Source organism: Novacetimonas pomaceti (assembly GCF_003207955.1).
GTDB classification, from domain to species: Bacteria; Pseudomonadota; Alphaproteobacteria; order Acetobacterales; family Acetobacteraceae; genus Novacetimonas; species Novacetimonas pomaceti.
This window is the reverse complement of the sequence record NZ_NOXG01000013.1, coordinates 54,288-69,631: the sequence shown is the minus strand read 5'-3', so window position 1 is coordinate 69,631 and position 15,344 is coordinate 54,288. Positions and strand designations below refer to the sequence as shown.

Sequence of the window (15,344 nt, the reverse complement as noted above, 5' to 3'; positions counted from 1 at the left end):
GCATCGGGTTTTCTTATAGCTTACGAAAATTTCTTTTGTGCAAAACAGACTTTTTCATAATCTAACCCGATGTACAACCCTTCTGTGAGATTTCCGCGTCGATATGTTCGGCCTGTCTCTTCTGCTTGTCCGTGTATGCGGATTTGTCACCACGCGGCATGATGCATGCTCCCGTTCATGGCGGTTTTCGCATTGCGGGACGAAAACCCCTGCCGGTAACAAGACAGGGAAACATGAAAAGTTTTCCGGATTTTTCCTCATGCCGGTGTGAATGCCTGCCTTTCGGCCATGGCGGCGTTCCGCTCAACGCGATCCAGTAACGCCGTATGTTCCGCCCCCCAGCGATAGAGCATTTCCAGAGGCTCGATAAACTGCCGTCCCAGCGCGGTCAGCCGGTATTCCACGGCAGGCGGCATGACCTGCAGGACCTTGCGCGATACCAGTCCCATTTCCTCCAGCCCGCGCAGGGTCTGGGTCATCATCTTCTTTGACAGGCCCGGAATATTGCGCTGAAGCTGTCCGGGCCGGGCCGGGACGCGCCGCCAGACAGATGCAGCGTATGCAGGATCATCGTCGTCCATTTGCCACTGAACAGGCGCAGCAGGCGTCGCGGCGCGCAGTCCCCGGCAAACGGCGCACGGCGGTAGATGTCGGGCAGCGGGGCAAGGTCCATGTCAGAAAACTCCTGGGAACCATCGGGTGACCAGGGCATGAAAAGGTGCCGGATTGCGTTTTGTAGCGTTTCCCAACAACGTGCGAAATCCATGTTTCATTCAGGGAGGGAACAGATGTCTCACAGGGCTCTTGTCGTTGGCGCAACGGGGATCGTTGGCCAGAACCTTGCCAACCGGCTTGTTGCGGAGGGCTGGAGCGTTTACGGCCTTGCGCGGCGCGTTGAAAACCTGCCGGGCACCATCATTCCCGTGGCCGGGGATGCGCTTGATCCATCCTCGCTCCGTCAGGCGCTTGCGGGGCTTGAGCCGACGCATGTCTTTTTCACGACATGGACGCGCCGGGCGACCGAAAAGGAAAACTGCGTCGCCAACAGCACGATGATCCGCAACGTGTTCGAGGCCCTGCCAAAGCCGCAATCCCTTGTCCACGGCAGCCTTGTCACGGGATTGAAGCATTATCTGGGACCGTTTGAGGCCTATGCCCAGGGGGCACCGCCGCAGACACCTTTTCGCGAGGTCATGCCACGGCTCGATCTGGAAAATTTCTACTACAATCAGGAAGACGTGCTGTTCGAGGCCGCGCGCAGGTTCGGCTTTTCCTGGACGGTCCATCGTCCGCATACCGTCATCGGCTATGCGATCGGTAACCTGATGAACATGGGGACAACGCTGGCTGTTTATGCAACGCTGTGTCGTGAAACGGGATTGCCCTTCGTTTTCCCCGGCTCCCCCATGCAGTGGAACGGCCTGACGGACGTGACGGATGCCCGCCAGCTGGCCAGCCAGATCCTGTGGGCGGCCAGCAATCCCGCCGGACGCAACGAAGCGTTCAATGTTGTCAACGGGGACGTGTTCCGCTGGAACTGGCTCTGGCCGGAACTGGCGGCCTGGTTCGGTATCGAGGCTGCGGCCTATCCCGGACATGCCACGTCGCTGGAGCGGATGCTGAACGGAAAAGAGGCGGATTGGACCGCGATTTCCGAGAAATACGGCCTGCGCGAGAAAACGCTCCATCGGCTGGCGTCGGCATGGCATACAGACGCCGACCTCGGCCGGCCTGTCGAATGCGTGACGGACATGAGCAAGAGCCGTAAGTTCGGCTTTACCGGGTATCGGTATACCCCGGATTCATTCTTTGACCTTTTTGAACGGCTGAGTGCCGAGGGCTATATCCCCGGACGGAACAGATAGAAAAACAGGGGATCGGGCGTTGCGTCTGGTCCCCTCCGGCTGTCATAGGGACTGTTTGAAATGGCAGTCCCAAGAATATGCTAAAATCATAAAAGTTTTTGGTGAAGCTTTTTGCAAAAAGCTTCGAAGAATGTCGCCTTTTTGAAAAAAGGCGACACCCAAAAACTTTTGTTATTCCTATCAGCCGTTTCCACCGGAAAACATCTTACCATCCGGCATCAATCGGCGGATTTCCTGCCCTGCAGGGAATGGGCATGTTCATCGCCCCATTTCTTGAGCGCCTCGATAACCGGCCTTAAGGTCCTGCCCAGATCGGTCAGTTCATATTCCACGCGCGGCGGAACCTCGGGGAAAACGGTGCGGGAGACCAGCCCGTCCGCTTCGAGTTCACGTAGCTGGTTGGTCAGCATCCGCTGCGTGACGTTGGGCATGCGGCGGCGGAATTCCCCAAAACGCAACACCCCGTCCTCGAACAGGTGATAAAGGATAAGCGCCTTCCACTTTCCCCCGAACAGTTCCAGCGTGGCTTCCACCGTGCAGCCGGGGCTGCATGTCAACGTGGTGTGGCGGATACGGGGCATGGTATCATTCCTGACACTAGTGGCGGTTTATGTGCGTTCTTGCGCACAAGGACCGACAGGTCAATGTTCATGGACAGGCCAGATACTGCGTGTCTGTTTGTGAACAAGGCTTGTCATGTCGAAATCTTCTCTTTTCACTCCGACCCGTCTGGGGAACCTGTCCCTTGAAAACCGGATTTTCCTGCCGCCCCTGACACGATGCCGCAGCACGCAGCCCGGCGACATCCCCAACGGGCTGATGGCCCAATATTATGCCCAGCGCACGCAGGCGGGTTTCCTGATCACCGAGGGAACACAGATCGAGCCACGGGGGCAGGGTTACGCATGGACGCCCGGTATTTACACGCCGGAACAGATCGCGGGATGGAAACAGGTCACGACGGCCGTTCATCAGAAGCAGCGGCCTGTTTTCGCGCAGCTGTGGCATGTTGGCCGGGTTTCCCATCGCGCCCTGCAACCCGGCCATCAGCCGCCCGTCGCGCCATCCGCCGTGGCGGCCACGGGCGTGAATGTTTTCATCCCGACCGGGCCGGGCACGGGAAAACTTGTCCCGCCGGATACGCCAAGGGCGCTGACGGTTCCGGAAATCCACCAGCTGGTTGAACTGTATGCGCAGGCTGCCCGCAATGCGCTGGCGGCGGGGTTTGATGGCGTTGAAATCCATGCGGCCAACGGATACCTGATCAACCAGTTCATGTCCGAACGGTCCAATTTCCGCACCGATGCCTATGGCGGGTCCCTGTCCAACCGCCTGCGCTTCCTGCGCGAGGTGGTGGAGGCCGTCCGTGCCGTTGTCTCCGCCGACAGGCTTGGCGTGCGGTTTTCCCCGCTGTTCGGCACCACTACGGAAGAGCGGGTCTATCTCGGGCTGCTGGAAAGTGATCCGGCGGAAACCTACACACAGGCCGTTCGCGTGCTGGCGGAAGCGGGCATTGCCTATGTTTCGCTTGCCGAGGCTGACTGGGACAATGCGCCTGAAATGCCGGATTCATTCCGTGCCGCCGTGCGCGACATCTTTGGTGGCCGCATCCTGTGCGCGGGGCGTTATGACCTGCACAAGACGCAGCATGTGCTGGGCCATGGCTGGGCGGACATGATCGGCTTTGGCCGGAAGTTCATCGCCAACCCTGACCTTCCCGCGCGGCTGGAACATGGATGGCCGCTCAATCCGCTGGACCCGGCGACGATGTATGGCGGCGGCGCGCATGGCTATACCGACTACCCTTTCCATAATCAATAAACAGGGAAATGTACCAATGAGTTTTTACCAGACCCTCAACCCGACCACTGAAACCGTGGAACGCACGTTCGAACTTCACACCTCCGAACAGATGAAGGCGATTGTCGATCGCGCGGACCATGTGTGGAAGACCGATTGGAAAAAGCGCGACATCGCAGCCCGCAAGGCCATCATGTCAAAGGCCGCCGACCTGCTGCGCCGTGACCGCGTGGCGCATGCGCGCCTGATCGCGACCGAAATGGGCAAGGCGCTGCCTGATGCGCTGGAAGAAATCGACATCACGGCTGACATTCTTTCCTTCTACGCCGACGGCGCGGCAGAATTCCTTGCCCCCACGCATCTGAAGGTCAAGGAAGGCCGTGCAAAGATCATCAATCAGCCGCTTGGCCTGATTTACTGTATCGAGCCATGGAATTTTCCCTACTATCAGCTTGCGCGCGTGGCGGGGCCGAACCTGATGGCGGGCAACGTGGTGATCGCCAAGCATGCCCCCAACGTGCCGCAATGCGCCCTGGCCTTTGAAAAGCTGTTCCATGACGCGGGCGCGCCGGCAGGCGTTTACACCAACATCTTCCTCAGCAACGAGCAGTCCTCGGACCTTATCAAGGATTTCCGCATCCGTGGCGTCGCCCTGACCGGGAGCGAACGCGCCGGGCAGGCCGTTGCCGCCGAAGCTGGCGCGGCGCTGAAGAAGGATACGATGGAACTGGGCGGCAGCGACGCCTTCATCGTGCTGGATGACGCGGACCTTGAACTCGCCGTGAAGTGGGCGACATGGGGCCGGTTCGCCAATAATGGGCAGGTCTGCACGGCGGCCAAGCGGATGATCGTGCATGAAAAGGTCCATGACGCTTTCGTTGCGGGACTGAAAAAAGCGATCACGCAGTTCCGCATTGGCAATCCGCTGGCCGAGGGCACCACCCATGGCCCGATGAGCAGTAAAAAGGCGCTCGACACCGCACTTGCGCAGACCGACGAAGCCGTCAAGGCAGGGGCAACCCTGGTGGCTGGCGGCAAGCGGATGGAGCGGACGGGCTTCTTCATGGAGCCGACCATCCTGACGGGCGTGTCGAAGGACAATCCCGTATTCTATCAGGAAATATTCGGACCCGTGGCGGTCGTGCACAAGGTGGCAAGCGAACACGAAGCCATTGAACTGGCGAACGACTCCCCCTACGGGCTTGGCGGGGCTGTTTTCTCCCGCGATATCGGGCGGGCCGAAAGGGTCGCTGAACAGGTCGAAACCGGCATGATGTTCATCAATACGGCGACTGCCGCCGCACCGGAACTTCCTTTTGGCGGGATCAAGAATTCAGGATTCGGACGTGAACTGTCCTTCCTGGGGATCGAGGAGTTCATCAACCGCAAGCTTATCCGCGTGGGCTGACATTCCCCGGACACGGATTTCCATCCGGGTCGTTTTGCCCGGATGGAAACCCGCGGAAAACAACACGGGGACACGAACTTTCACGGCGCATTGCAACGGATGCGCCCTGCTGTTCGCGTCCCCTGTCCCGTTACAGGCCCAGCGTCCGCTTCAGCCCCGCGCAATAGGCGTCCATGAAGCGGCGGGAGAGTTCGGCATCGGGCACGAACATGTCGAATACATGATAGGCACCCGGCACCACGAAAACCTCCGTCGGGACGCCGGACGCCATCAGGCGGCGGGCATAATCCAGATCCTCGCACAGGAACAGGTCCATGGACCCCACCCCGATGAACGTGGGCGGAAGGCCGGACAGATCCTTTGCCCGCGCGGCAGAGGCATAGGCAGGCGTGTCAGCCCCGCCCGCGGCAGCCCCCAGATAGGCCTCCCACGCGAACTTGTTGGCCGATCGCGTCCAGACATATTCGCCAAAGTCGGGGGCCGGATCCACCTTCGTCGCCGTCCGGTCATCAAGCATCGGATAGATCAGCAGCTGGTAGGCAAGCCTGTATTCCTTGCGGTCGCGCGCCATCAGCGACAGGGCGGCGCTCAGCCCACCCCCCGCGCTTTCCCCCGCGACAACCACCTTGTCGCGATTGATGCCCAGCTTCTGCGCATTTTCATGCACCCATTTCAGCACGGCATAACAGTCCTCGATCGCGCCGGGATACCTGACCTCGGGCGCAAGGCGATAATCGACCGAAACCACGACAAATCCCATCTTGCTGGCCAGGACCTGGCATTTGGGGTCGTCAACTTCGGGATGGCCGGAAACAAGGCCGCCGCCGTGGATATAGACCATGGCGGGCGCGTTGGGCCGACGTTCGCGCGGCCGGTAGATCAGCACGCGAACGTCTGGCGCGCCTGCCGGGCCGGGTAAGTATTCTTCCTGTGTTTCGACATCGGACAGAGGACGCCCTTCGATCAGGCGTACTGCCGTCATGAAAATTTCCCGCACTTCCGGCAGGGATCGGTCAGACAGCCCGTCAAAGGAGGGCATCTTTTCCAGGATCGGAAGGAATTCGGGATTTACGACGTTTTTCGGCATGATGAATCAAGTCCTCTTGTTATCAGAAACCGGCAATCGGAACCGGTTTCGACAAGGAGACCGTCACTCTCATTCGCGTGATCATCCATGAGGGAAATCAAATATCTTACTGCGCAAATGAATATAAAATATAAAACTATACTATTTTTCTATCTTTTATATCTGCTATCCTGATCGTTCTATTATGGAATATATGACATTCCCATATTCTATATGAACGGTAATCCTGCCCCTGTATTCACGAAATCAGGATTGCCCTGAAGTCATTGACATTCGTACCCGTCGGCCCGGTTACAAACAGGTCGCCCAGACAGGAAAAAGCTGTCCATGCGTCATTGCGGCGCAGGAAAATCGCCGGATCCATGCCGCGTTGGTACAGGCGGGACGCGGTGGACGCATCCGCGAACGCGCCGGCGTTATCCTCGCTCCCGTCTATGCCATCCGTATCGGCCGCCAGCGCATGAATGCCTGCCATGCCATTGATGCCGAGCGCGAAGGCAAGGGCGAATTCGCTGTTGCGTCCCCCCTTCCCGTCCCCGCGCAGCGTCACGGTTGTCTCCCCCCCCGAAAGAAGGACCACCGGTCGGGGAAACGGCCGGTTACGCAGGACGATTTCGCGCGCGATCGCCGCATGCACCTGCGCCACGTCACGGGACTCGCCCTCCATGGAATCAGACAGGATCGCTGCCCTGATGCCCTCGGCCGCCGCCACTTCCGCCGCGGCCTCCAGTGACCGGGCGGCGGATGCGATGACATGCACCATATTGCGCTGGAACACCGGGTCGTCAGGTCGCGGCGCATCCGTCATGGCATGTCGCAGATGGCGCATGATCGCGGGGGGCACCGCAATGCCATACCGCTCGATGGCTGCCAGGGCATCATGGCGCGTGCCGGGATCCGGCACCGTCGGTCCTGACGCCACCAACGCGGGGTCATCCCCCGGGATGTCGGATACGACAAGTGTTACCACGCGCGCGGGCCATGCCGCAGCGGCCAGCCTGCCCCCCTTGATACGCGAAACCTGCTTGCGGATCAGGTTCATGACCGAAATCGGCGCGCCCGACGCCAGCAGGACCTCGTTAAGGGCGATTTCGTCGGACAGGTCCAGCCCCTCCACCGGCGCGGGCAGCAGGGCGGAACCGCCGCCGCACACAAGGGCGATCACCAGATCATCCGGAGCAAGCCCTGCCACCGCGTCAAACAGCAGCCGCGTCGCCTCCAGTCCCGCCGCGTCCGGCACGGGGTGGCTTGCTTCCACCACGCGGATGCGTTCGCATTGCACGCCATAGCCATACCGCGTCACCACGATGCCGGACAGGGGCGCATCCCATGCCCGTTCCAGCGCGCGGGCCAGCTGGGCAACGCCCTTGCCGGCGCCGACCACGACCGTCCGGCCCGCAGGCGGGGGCGGAAGGAAAGGCCGCAGTACCACTTCTGGATCGGCCGCCGCAACGGCAGCCCTGAAAAGGCGTGTCAGAAACGCACGCTCCTCCGACATGGACAACTCTCCTCAACCGGGCATCCGGTCCATCGGGACAGACAGGCATGACGGACCGGGCGCGCGCATGCATGACCGCGCATTCCCGCGCCCGCAATAACGGGCCTGCCGCGCCATGACGCGACAGGCCCCCTTCCCGTCAGGCCGCGACGCGGGCGGCGTGTGACGGGCTTTTGCCATCAGGCTGGAAAAGTGCCGCATCCATGACACGCAGCGTGGGAGAGACCAGAAGCGATGCCTGCGCCTGGTCGAGGATCTGCGTCTGCAGATCGATGCCGGGCGCGATTTCCGTTACCATCAATCCATCCGGGGTCAACTGCATGACGCAGCGTTCCGTAACATAGAGCACTTCCTGTCCCTGTGCTACCGCACGCGGGCCGGAGAAGGAGACCTGCTCCAGCTCGTCAACGATTTTGGCGATTTTGCCTTCGCGTTCGATCACCAGCCTGCCATCGACGATGTCGAATTTCGCGCCGGCGTTGAAATAGCCGGAAAAGACAATCCGCCGCGCCCGCGACGTGATGTCGACAAACCCGCCCGAACCCGCCGTGACATGGGGGCGCGCGGACAGTTTTGAAACATTGACCGACCCGTTGCGATCGATCTGGAGGAAGGAAAGCAGGGAAACATCGAAGCCACCAGCCTGGAAATAGGTGAACTGATGGGGGGATGCGACAAAGGCCTCGGCATTCGATGAACAGCCGAATTTGAAATCAAGCAGCGGAATCCCGCCAACCGCGCCCTGTTCGATCACCCATGTCACCTCGCCATGGCGCCCTTCCTCAAGAAGGATGCGCGGCACGTTGGCCGAGATGCCAAAGCCGATATTCACCGCCCATCCGGGCCGCAGTTCACGCGCCACGCGCCGGGCCATGACCTTGGCCACGTCGAAAGGCGGCAGGGCAAAACTGTCGAGCGGACGGAACACCTCGCCCGAAATCGCCGGATCATAGGGGGTTGCGGTGGTCTGCAACTGGTTCGGGGCTTCGACCACGTAATCCACCAGAATGCCGGGCACGCGCACGTCATGAGGGCGTAACGTGCCTGCCTGCGCTACCTGGCGGACCTGCGCGATGACGATGCCGCCACTGTTATGGGCGGCAAGGGCGAGTTCCATGGCGCCAAGGTAGGCGCCCTCGTTCTCGAACGTCAGGTTTCCCCGTTCATCGGCGGTACTGGCGCGGATAATGGCGACATCAGGCCGGATGGCGGGGAAATACAGCCATTCCTCCCCCTGGAATTCCACCTTGCTGACAAGTGGCGTTTCCCGCGCGGCCTCGTTCATGGCGCAGCCTTCCTGCGCGGGATCGACAAACGTGTCCAGCCCGACCTTCGTCAGCACGCCGGGACGCATGGCGGCCCCTTCGCGCAGGATATCGAAGATGATGCCGCTGGGCACGTTATAGGCCGCGATCTCGTTCCGTCCCAGCATCTGGCGGATCAGGGGGGGCTCGGCCGAGGAAGGACCGGACGGATACGATCCGCCGATAATGCGCGAAATCAGGCCCGGCTGCGCCAGGTGATCCACCCCCCGCGTGCCGAACATGTCGCCCGCGGCAATGGGGTGGATGGTCGTAATGTTGCGCGGCGCGCCTTCGGCGCGGAACCGTTCGCCAATGGCGGCCAGAACCGCATCGGGGCAGCACAGGCCGCTTGATGAATTCACCACGACAATGGCGTTATCACCGATCAACGCGGCGACGTCCGCGGCGCTTTTTGTTTTTGACATACCGGAACCTCTCATCACCACACATAACTATCTGGTTATTTATATATCCGGACCAACCCGACCTCAAGCATTATTGCCAAAACGGGTTGTCCCCCACGCGCATGTGAATGTCCTGTAAACAGGTCATTTTTTGCCTTACCGGAATGATGGATCGTTCCCGCAGGGCATGTGACGACACATCACGGCAAAGGCTGAACCTGAAGGGATGCCAATTTCCTGTAAAAAACACGGCATCTTATGATTCCCATGGTATTTAAAGGGTATTTTGAAAAGGCTCCCCCTTCAGATATCCTGAAAATCATAAAGAAGTTTTTGGTGAATCTTTTTTCAAAAAGCTTCAGGAAGCGCCTCATTTTTGAAAAAAGGCTACCCCCAAATAACTCTGTATTATTTCTTCAAACCATTCCGAAGAAACATCTTTACAAAAACCCCGCATGCGAGGATGTCTGTTTTTTCATTTATTTACAGACGGTTCTGACAATCGTATCGATATTGAACGCCAGCCGCTTGCGCAGCATGCCTGACGCCATGAAGTCGCAGTCGAAGATAATGGAACCCGTAAAGCGATTGGTAATATAATAATACCCGACAGCCGCGATGGTTATGTTAAGCTGCATGGCATCGATCCCACGGCGGAATATGCCTGCCTTTTCCCCGCGTGCCAGAAGGGATTCGACCATATCAAGGCGGTTGCGGCTGATGACCGGCAGCACCTTTGAACCATGCAGATGAACCGCCTTCTGCAGGTTTTCATTATTGACCAGTGTCAGGAATTCCGGATTGTCCAGATAATATTGCCATGTAAACCTGACAAGGGTTTCAAGCGCCGTCTTCGGGTCCAGGTGATCCAGTTTCAGGGACTGTTCGGCGCGGCATATATCCGCATAGGCATCTTCCAGCACGCGTTCGAACAGGGCTTCCTTGCTGCCGAAGTAATGGTAGATCATGCGTTTGTTGGCTTCGGCCTTTTCGGCGATGGTATCGACGCGCGCGCCAGCCAGACCGTTCATTGCAAACTCTTTCTTGGCCGCCGCCAGAATGCGCTTCTGCGTGGCCTCCGCGTCCCTTGCATGTGACGTGCCTGTTTTGCCGGCTGACGTTTTCCTTGCCTGTGACCCGGCCCGTTTGGCAACGTTCAATACTTTTGGCATGGGATCTCCTTGCATTGGAAAGAGCAGGCGGCGGCTGACAGGAATATACGGATCCGATACGGTTCCTGTACTCCGTCCCGGCCCAGGTAACAAGGCATTTACCCAGCGTGGAAACATCCTCCCTTGGGCACCAGTGGGGGATGTCGCATGGCCGCGCGATCCATCCCGGCAGGACGGCGCGTGCCTGTTTCCGCCCTGCCTTTTGGCGCTTTTCCAGTGATGCCGGCCGGTTTATCGGCGTTCACGCGGGCGGGGCGATCTGGACCTTGAGGATTTCCGACCTGTCCCTGAGGGTATCGAACGCCGACTGGATATGCTCCAGCGGCACGACGGACTGTGTAAAAGGTTCCACCTGGAAACGGCCATGCGTCAGCAGTGTCAGGGCGTCATGCATGTCCTCGCCCATGCCCGCGACGGACCCCTTCATCGAATTTTCCTTCAGGATCATGTCGAGTATCCGCACCGCGACAGTATCGTCCGGCCCGGTAATGCCAAAGGCCGCGACGTGTCCGCCCGGGCGGATCAGGTCGAATGCACGTGCATACAGGGCGGGCGATCCGATGCTTTCGATCACGATATCGGCCCCCCGCCCGCCGGTATGCGATTTTACGATATCCAGCATGGTATTCGGGTCGGTAATGACCACATCGGCCCCGGCCCGCGCCGCAAGTTCGGCGCGCCGGGGGGACAGTTCCACGGCAATGATCGGGGCCGCCCCCACAAGCCGCATCATCTGGATATGCAGATTGCCCACCGGGCCGGCCCCCAGCACGACGACCGACTGCCCGAAACCGGCCCGGGCCTTGCGCGCGGCACGGACGACGCAGGCCACAGGCTCGGTCAGGGCCAGGACCCCGGGCGCGGCCGTATCCGGCGCGGGAATGATCTGACGCGCCGGGACGGAAACATACTGCGCAAAGCCACCGTCGCGATGGATGCCGATCTGGCGCATCTGCGGGCAGTTCAGGATTTCATTGCGCCTGCAGTAATAGCAGTGACCACAGCCGATATTGATGTCGGCCACCACCCGCTGCCCCACCTGCAGGCCACTTACCCGTTCGCCCACGCGCGCCAGCGTGCCCGTGAATTCATGGCCCGGAATGAACGGCAGCCTGTCGGCCACGTAATGCCCCTCGAATATATGAACGTCAGTGCCACATATGCCGCACCGATCCACCCGGACCAGCACGTCATCGGGGCCGGTGGCCGGTATCGGCACCTCCCGCACCTCGAAATGACCGGGCGTCACCAGCACGGCCGCCTGCATGGTTTCCATTATCGTTTCTCCCTGACCTTTATTTGACAACGCGCATTTTTGAGCGATCTATTGTTGTCGCGATAGCGATGATCAGCACCACACCAAAGAAAATCTGCTGCCCTGTGGCGGGAATATTGAAATAGAGCATGCTGGCGCGCACCACCGCGACAATCATGGTGCCGATCAGGGTGTTCAGCACGCCCCCCACGCCGCCCGTCAGTGGCGTTCCCCCCACCAGCACCGCGACAATCGCGGGCAGCAGGAATCCCTCAGCCAAGGTGGGCGAACCACCCGAAAGCCTGACCGAGAACATGAGCCCCGCAAGGGCTGCGAACATGCCGGACAGTGCGAAGGCAAGGATCCGGTATCGTTCCGCACGGATGCCGGATGCAACAACCACGGGCTCACCCGCGCCCAGCGCCTTGAAGATGCGCCCCGGCATCATCCGGGTCTGGATGAACCAGGCCAGTGCAACAATCGCAAGCGCCAGGATCAGGGAAACGGGAACGCCAGCCACCTGCCCCGTCATCCAGCCAAAGGCGTGCTGGCGCTGGGCGGTGTCCATGTGCAGGGCCTGCTGCCCCGAGGCATACTGCCCCACCGACAGCGCGATCCCCCCCACCGCGAGTGTGGAGATGAAGGACGGCACCTTCAGCCGCGTCGTGACCGCGCCCGACACCGTGCCCGCCACAAGCCCCGCGACGATCACAAGGATCCCCGCCCCGACGCCGAACGTCGGTAACGCGATGGTCGCGAGCACGGTGGACATATTGGCGACCGACTGTGACGACAGGTCGATGCCGCCGATATAGATGACGAAGGTCATGCCCACGGCCATGATCAGCAGCGGCACGACATCCGCCGCCAGGTTGATCAGGTTTTCGGGGCTGAGGAAATTGATATCCCGCATCCCCACCAGCAGCAGCACGCTGAGCAGCGTGATCCACGGGAAATGACGCCGCAGCCTTTCGGTCAGGGTCAGGTCGCCACTTACACCATGTACTGGATGAGATCGTAAAGGGAGGGCTTTGCCTTCGGCTGACAGCTGAACCATTTCTTGATTTCCCCGTCCTTGATGACAGCGATGGTGTGACTGAGGCCGATCGCCTCCTCCAGCGTATCGGCGACCAGGATGATCCCCACGCCGTGCGCCGACATGTCACGGATCATTGCGTAAACATCTTCCTTCGCCCCGATATCGAGGCCACGCGTGGGATGGTCGAGCAGGATGATCTCCGACCCGCTGCTGCGCCATTTCGCCAGAACGACCTTCTGCTGGTTCCCACCCGAAAGATTGCCGCAATCGGCATATTCGGATGGCACCTTGATCGACAGTTTTCCGATCCATTCCCGCGCCAGGTCACGTTCGGCCCTGATGTCGAGCACGCCTGCATGCGAATAGTTCCGCATCTGCGGCAGGGTCATGTTCTCGAACACGTTCATGCCGCTTGCGATCCCTTCGACCTTGCGCTCACGCGGCACGTACCCCACGCCGTGGGCGACACTGTGCGCGGGGCTGAAGGCATGCACCGGCTCGCCACGGATGCGCAGCGTGCCCCTGTCGGGGCGCAGCATCCCGAATATCGTACGCAGGATCGGCTCCCGCCCGGAGCCTTCGACACCGACAAGGGCCAGGACTTCGCCCGCGTGAAGCGTAAGGGAAATGTCGTTGCCCTGCCCCGCGATCTCGACATGGTCCAGTTCCAGCAGGACCCTGTCAGGGTCGTAGGGGGCCTGCCTGTCCTCGCGGTAATATTCGCCGTTGATGTCGCGGCCGACCATCTTCTTCTGGATGGCGCTGATATCCGCACCCTTCGCTTCCATGACATCCACCACCACCCCGTCCTTCAGCACGTAGATGCGGTCGGACAGCGCGACGATTTCATCAAGCCGGTGGGAGACGAAGATGAAGGACGCGCGATGGCGCAATGCCCGCACCACGCTGAACAGCAGCTCGATCTCATCACGCGACAGCACGGATGTCGGCTCGTCCAGCAGGATGACGAGCTTGCCCTCCACGCGTTCCTCAAGCGCCAGCACCTTGGCCAGTTCGACAAGCTGGCGCTGCGCAAAGGTCAGCCGCGCGGTAATGGTGCCCGGATCAATATCCAGCCTGACCTTCGCCAGTTGCCTGCGCGCGGCCTCGGCCATCTTTTTCCAGTTGATCGCGCCAAACCGGACAAAGGGTTTTTCAAAGCCGAGAAAGATGTTTTCCATCACCGTCAGGTTGGGGATCAGGGACTGTTCCTGATACACCATGCCCACCCCGCGTTTCATGGCATCGCGCGGGCTGCGGAAACTGACGGGCGCGCCATCCACCAGCAGCGTCCCGGCATCATGCTGGACGGCGCCATAGATCACCTTCATCAGCGTGGACTTGCCCGCGCCGTTTTCCCCCACCAGCCCGACGATTTCCCCATCATCGATGCGGAAATCCACGCCCTTGAGCACATGCACGCCCATATAGCGTTTTTCGACATTCACCAGTTCGAACATGGCACCTTACTTTACAAAGGAAAGGGAACGCCGGTCGGTGGAAAGATAGACCGCGGCAATAACCAGAAGGCCCAGCACGCCGTCCTGGAAATAATCAGCCAGTCCGATCACCACCATTCCGTTACCGATGACATTGACAATCAGCACGCCCACCAGCGTGTTCCACACGCCGCCCTCACCCCCGCGCAACGCGGTGCCCCCCACCACGACGGATGTGATGGACATGAACATGAAATTGCGCCCGGTTTCGGTTTCGGCAATGCCAAGCCGCGCCACGGCGAAAATCGCCCCCAGCGCATAGAACACGCCGGCCAGCACGAAGCCGATGATCCGCAGCCGCCCGACATTCAGCCCCGACGCCCGCGCCAGGTCCTCGCCCCCGCCCACGGCGTAAAAGTTGCGGCCGACCGTGGTGTGGTCCTGGATGAACCATGCCACCAGCAGGCAAGCCAGCGCCGCATAGGCCATGAGGGGAAAGCCCTCCACCCGCACCGTAAGCAGCGAGCGGAAAGGCGGATCGTCAATCAGGATCCGATCCCCCCCGGTAATCAGCAGGGACAGCCCGATCCCCACAAAGCCCAGCGACAGGCTGGCCATGAAGGATGGGATCCTGAGTTTCACATGCACGATGCCGTTGATCGCGCCCAGTGCCGCGCCAACCAGCAGCGCGGCGGGAAGCGCCACCCATCCCCGCCCGGCGATCGTGCCGCCCAGCGCATTGAGGATCAGCGCGAACACCACGGCGCAGACCGCGACGGTTCCCTCCATCGAAAGGTCGATCGACCCCATGAGGATGACAAACGTCACCCCGATGGCGACCATCAGCGCGGGCGAAGACGAAATGGCGATACGCGCGAAATTACGCAATGACAGGAAATTGGGATTGAGCGCCGTAAAAAACAGGCACAACCCCACAAGCACGAGAAGCGGCACCCATTTGCGAAGGGCATCCGTGGCCAGGAACCTGTTCATCGATCCAGCCTCTTTTTTTCCAACAATGAGGAAATCACGCGACAGGAAAATCATTGCGGATATTTCCAGTCGCGACAGTT

General features: G+C 60.3%; 14 protein-coding genes. 3 read left to right on the top strand and 11 right to left on the bottom strand.

Annotated features, from left to right (window positions below; translation table 11 throughout):
- Positions 1 to 257: 257 nt before the first annotated feature.
- A complete protein-coding gene (locus CFR71_RS17205; protein ID WP_338065938.1) occupies positions 258 to 482 on the bottom strand; it encodes a winged helix-turn-helix transcriptional regulator in 225 nt (74 codons plus the stop codon).
- Complete coding sequence (locus tag CFR71_RS17200) at positions 479 to 673, bottom strand: hypothetical protein (protein WP_338065936.1); 195 nt, start codon at positions 671 to 673, stop codon at positions 479 to 481. Before CFR71_RS17200 ends, CFR71_RS17205 begins: the two co-directional genes overlap by 4 nt.
- A gap of 115 nt (positions 674 to 788) precedes the next feature.
- Between CFR71_RS17200 and CFR71_RS10905 the strand changes: the two genes are divergently transcribed.
- Complete coding sequence (locus tag CFR71_RS10905) at positions 789 to 1,865, top strand: SDR family oxidoreductase (RefSeq protein ID WP_110531008.1); 1,077 nt, start codon at positions 789 to 791, stop codon at positions 1,863 to 1,865.
- Positions 1,866 to 2,083: 218 nt separating this feature from the next.
- On the opposite strand, the gene CFR71_RS10895 is transcribed toward CFR71_RS10905, so the two are convergent.
- Positions 2,084 to 2,446 (bottom strand): winged helix-turn-helix transcriptional regulator, encoded by a 363-nt coding sequence (locus CFR71_RS10895; RefSeq protein WP_110531004.1) that lies wholly within the window; start codon positions 2,444 to 2,446, stop codon positions 2,084 to 2,086.
- A gap of 115 nt (positions 2,447 to 2,561) precedes the next feature.
- On the opposite strand from CFR71_RS10895, the gene CFR71_RS10890 reads away from it, so the two are divergent.
- Complete coding sequence (locus CFR71_RS10890; protein WP_110531002.1) at positions 2,562 to 3,686, top strand: alkene reductase; 1,125 nt, start codon at positions 2,562 to 2,564, stop codon at positions 3,684 to 3,686.
- Between the two features lie 16 nt (positions 3,687 to 3,702).
- The gene (locus CFR71_RS10885) at positions 3,703 to 5,073 is read left to right on the top strand and encodes an NAD-dependent succinate-semialdehyde dehydrogenase (RefSeq protein ID WP_110531000.1); all 1,371 of its coding nucleotides are present in this window, start codon (positions 3,703 to 3,705) and stop codon (positions 5,071 to 5,073) included.
- A 130-nt stretch (positions 5,074 to 5,203) separates the two neighbouring features.
- Here the strand turns inward: CFR71_RS10885 and CFR71_RS10880 are convergent, their stop codons facing one another.
- The 8 genes from CFR71_RS10880 to CFR71_RS10845 form a co-directional block, all read right to left on the bottom strand.
- Positions 5,204 to 6,160: an alpha/beta hydrolase gene (locus CFR71_RS10880; RefSeq protein ID WP_110530997.1), complete on the bottom strand. Its 957-nt coding sequence runs from the start codon at positions 6,158 to 6,160 to the stop codon at positions 5,204 to 5,206.
- 238 nt (positions 6,161 to 6,398) lie between these two features.
- On the bottom strand, positions 6,399 to 7,658 hold the full coding sequence (locus tag CFR71_RS10875) for a glycerate kinase type-2 family protein (RefSeq protein WP_207781371.1): 1,260 nt from the start codon (positions 7,656 to 7,658) through the stop codon (positions 6,399 to 6,401).
- A gap of 139 nt (positions 7,659 to 7,797) precedes the next feature.
- Complete coding sequence (locus tag CFR71_RS10870; RefSeq protein WP_110530993.1) at positions 7,798 to 9,387, bottom strand: acyl CoA:acetate/3-ketoacid CoA transferase; 1,590 nt, start codon at positions 9,385 to 9,387, stop codon at positions 7,798 to 7,800.
- A 458-nt stretch (positions 9,388 to 9,845) separates the two neighbouring features.
- Positions 9,846 to 10,655, bottom strand: a complete 810-nt coding sequence (locus tag CFR71_RS10865) for a TetR/AcrR family transcriptional regulator (RefSeq protein WP_239019325.1) — start codon at positions 10,653 to 10,655, stop codon at positions 9,846 to 9,848.
- Positions 10,656 to 10,779: 124 nt separating this feature from the next.
- Entirely contained in the window at positions 10,780 to 11,814 is a 1,035-nt protein-coding gene (locus CFR71_RS10860) for a zinc-dependent alcohol dehydrogenase (RefSeq protein ID WP_110530988.1), read from the bottom strand.
- A 19-nt stretch (positions 11,815 to 11,833) separates the two neighbouring features.
- On the bottom strand, positions 11,834 to 12,850 hold the full coding sequence (locus CFR71_RS10855; RefSeq protein WP_110530986.1) for an ABC transporter permease: 1,017 nt from the start codon (positions 12,848 to 12,850) through the stop codon (positions 11,834 to 11,836).
- Entirely contained in the window at positions 12,787 to 14,292 is a 1,506-nt protein-coding gene (locus tag CFR71_RS10850; protein ID WP_110530984.1) for a sugar ABC transporter ATP-binding protein, read from the bottom strand. The genes CFR71_RS10855 and CFR71_RS10850 overlap by 64 nt, the downstream gene beginning before the upstream one ends.
- Before the next feature lie 6 nt (positions 14,293 to 14,298).
- The gene (locus CFR71_RS10845; protein WP_110531022.1) at positions 14,299 to 15,264 is read right to left on the bottom strand and encodes an ABC transporter permease; all 966 of its coding nucleotides are present in this window, start codon (positions 15,262 to 15,264) and stop codon (positions 14,299 to 14,301) included.
- Positions 15,265 to 15,344 lie beyond the last annotated feature (80 nt).

Coding starts and splice junctions, on each gene's coding strand:
- CFR71_RS10855 (WP_110530986.1), bottom strand. CDS start 12,850: ATGGTTCAGCTGTCAGCCGAAGGCAAAGCCCTCCCTTTACGATCTCAT.
- CFR71_RS17205 (WP_338065938.1), bottom strand. CDS start 482: ATGATGACCCAGACCCTGCGCGGGCTGGAGGAAATGGGACTGGTATCG.
- CFR71_RS10845 (WP_110531022.1), bottom strand. CDS start 15,264: ATGAACAGGTTCCTGGCCACGGATGCCCTTCGCAAATGGGTGCCGCTT.
- CFR71_RS10850 (WP_110530984.1), bottom strand. CDS start 14,292: ATGTTCGAACTGGTGAATGTCGAAAAACGCTATATGGGCGTGCATGTG.
- CFR71_RS17200 (WP_338065936.1), bottom strand. CDS start 673: ATGGACCTTGCCCCGCTGCCCGACATCTACCGCCGTGCGCCGTTTGCC.
- CFR71_RS10875 (WP_207781371.1), bottom strand. CDS start 7,658: ATGTCGGAGGAGCGTGCGTTTCTGACACGCCTTTTCAGGGCTGCCGTT.
- CFR71_RS10860 (WP_110530988.1), bottom strand. CDS start 11,814: ATGGAAACCATGCAGGCGGCCGTGCTGGTGACGCCCGGTCATTTCGAG.
- CFR71_RS10870 (WP_110530993.1), bottom strand. CDS start 9,387: ATGTCAAAAACAAAAAGCGCCGCGGACGTCGCCGCGTTGATCGGTGAT.
- CFR71_RS10890 (WP_110531002.1), top strand. CDS start 2,562: ATGTCGAAATCTTCTCTTTTCACTCCGACCCGTCTGGGGAACCTGTCC.
- CFR71_RS10885 (WP_110531000.1), top strand. CDS start 3,703: ATGAGTTTTTACCAGACCCTCAACCCGACCACTGAAACCGTGGAACGC.
- CFR71_RS10905 (WP_110531008.1), top strand. CDS start 789: ATGTCTCACAGGGCTCTTGTCGTTGGCGCAACGGGGATCGTTGGCCAG.
- CFR71_RS10895 (WP_110531004.1), bottom strand. CDS start 2,446: ATGCCCCGTATCCGCCACACCACGTTGACATGCAGCCCCGGCTGCACG.
- CFR71_RS10865 (WP_239019325.1), bottom strand. CDS start 10,655: ATGTTTCCACGCTGGGTAAATGCCTTGTTACCTGGGCCGGGACGGAGT.
- CFR71_RS10880 (WP_110530997.1), bottom strand. CDS start 6,160: ATGCCGAAAAACGTCGTAAATCCCGAATTCCTTCCGATCCTGGAAAAG.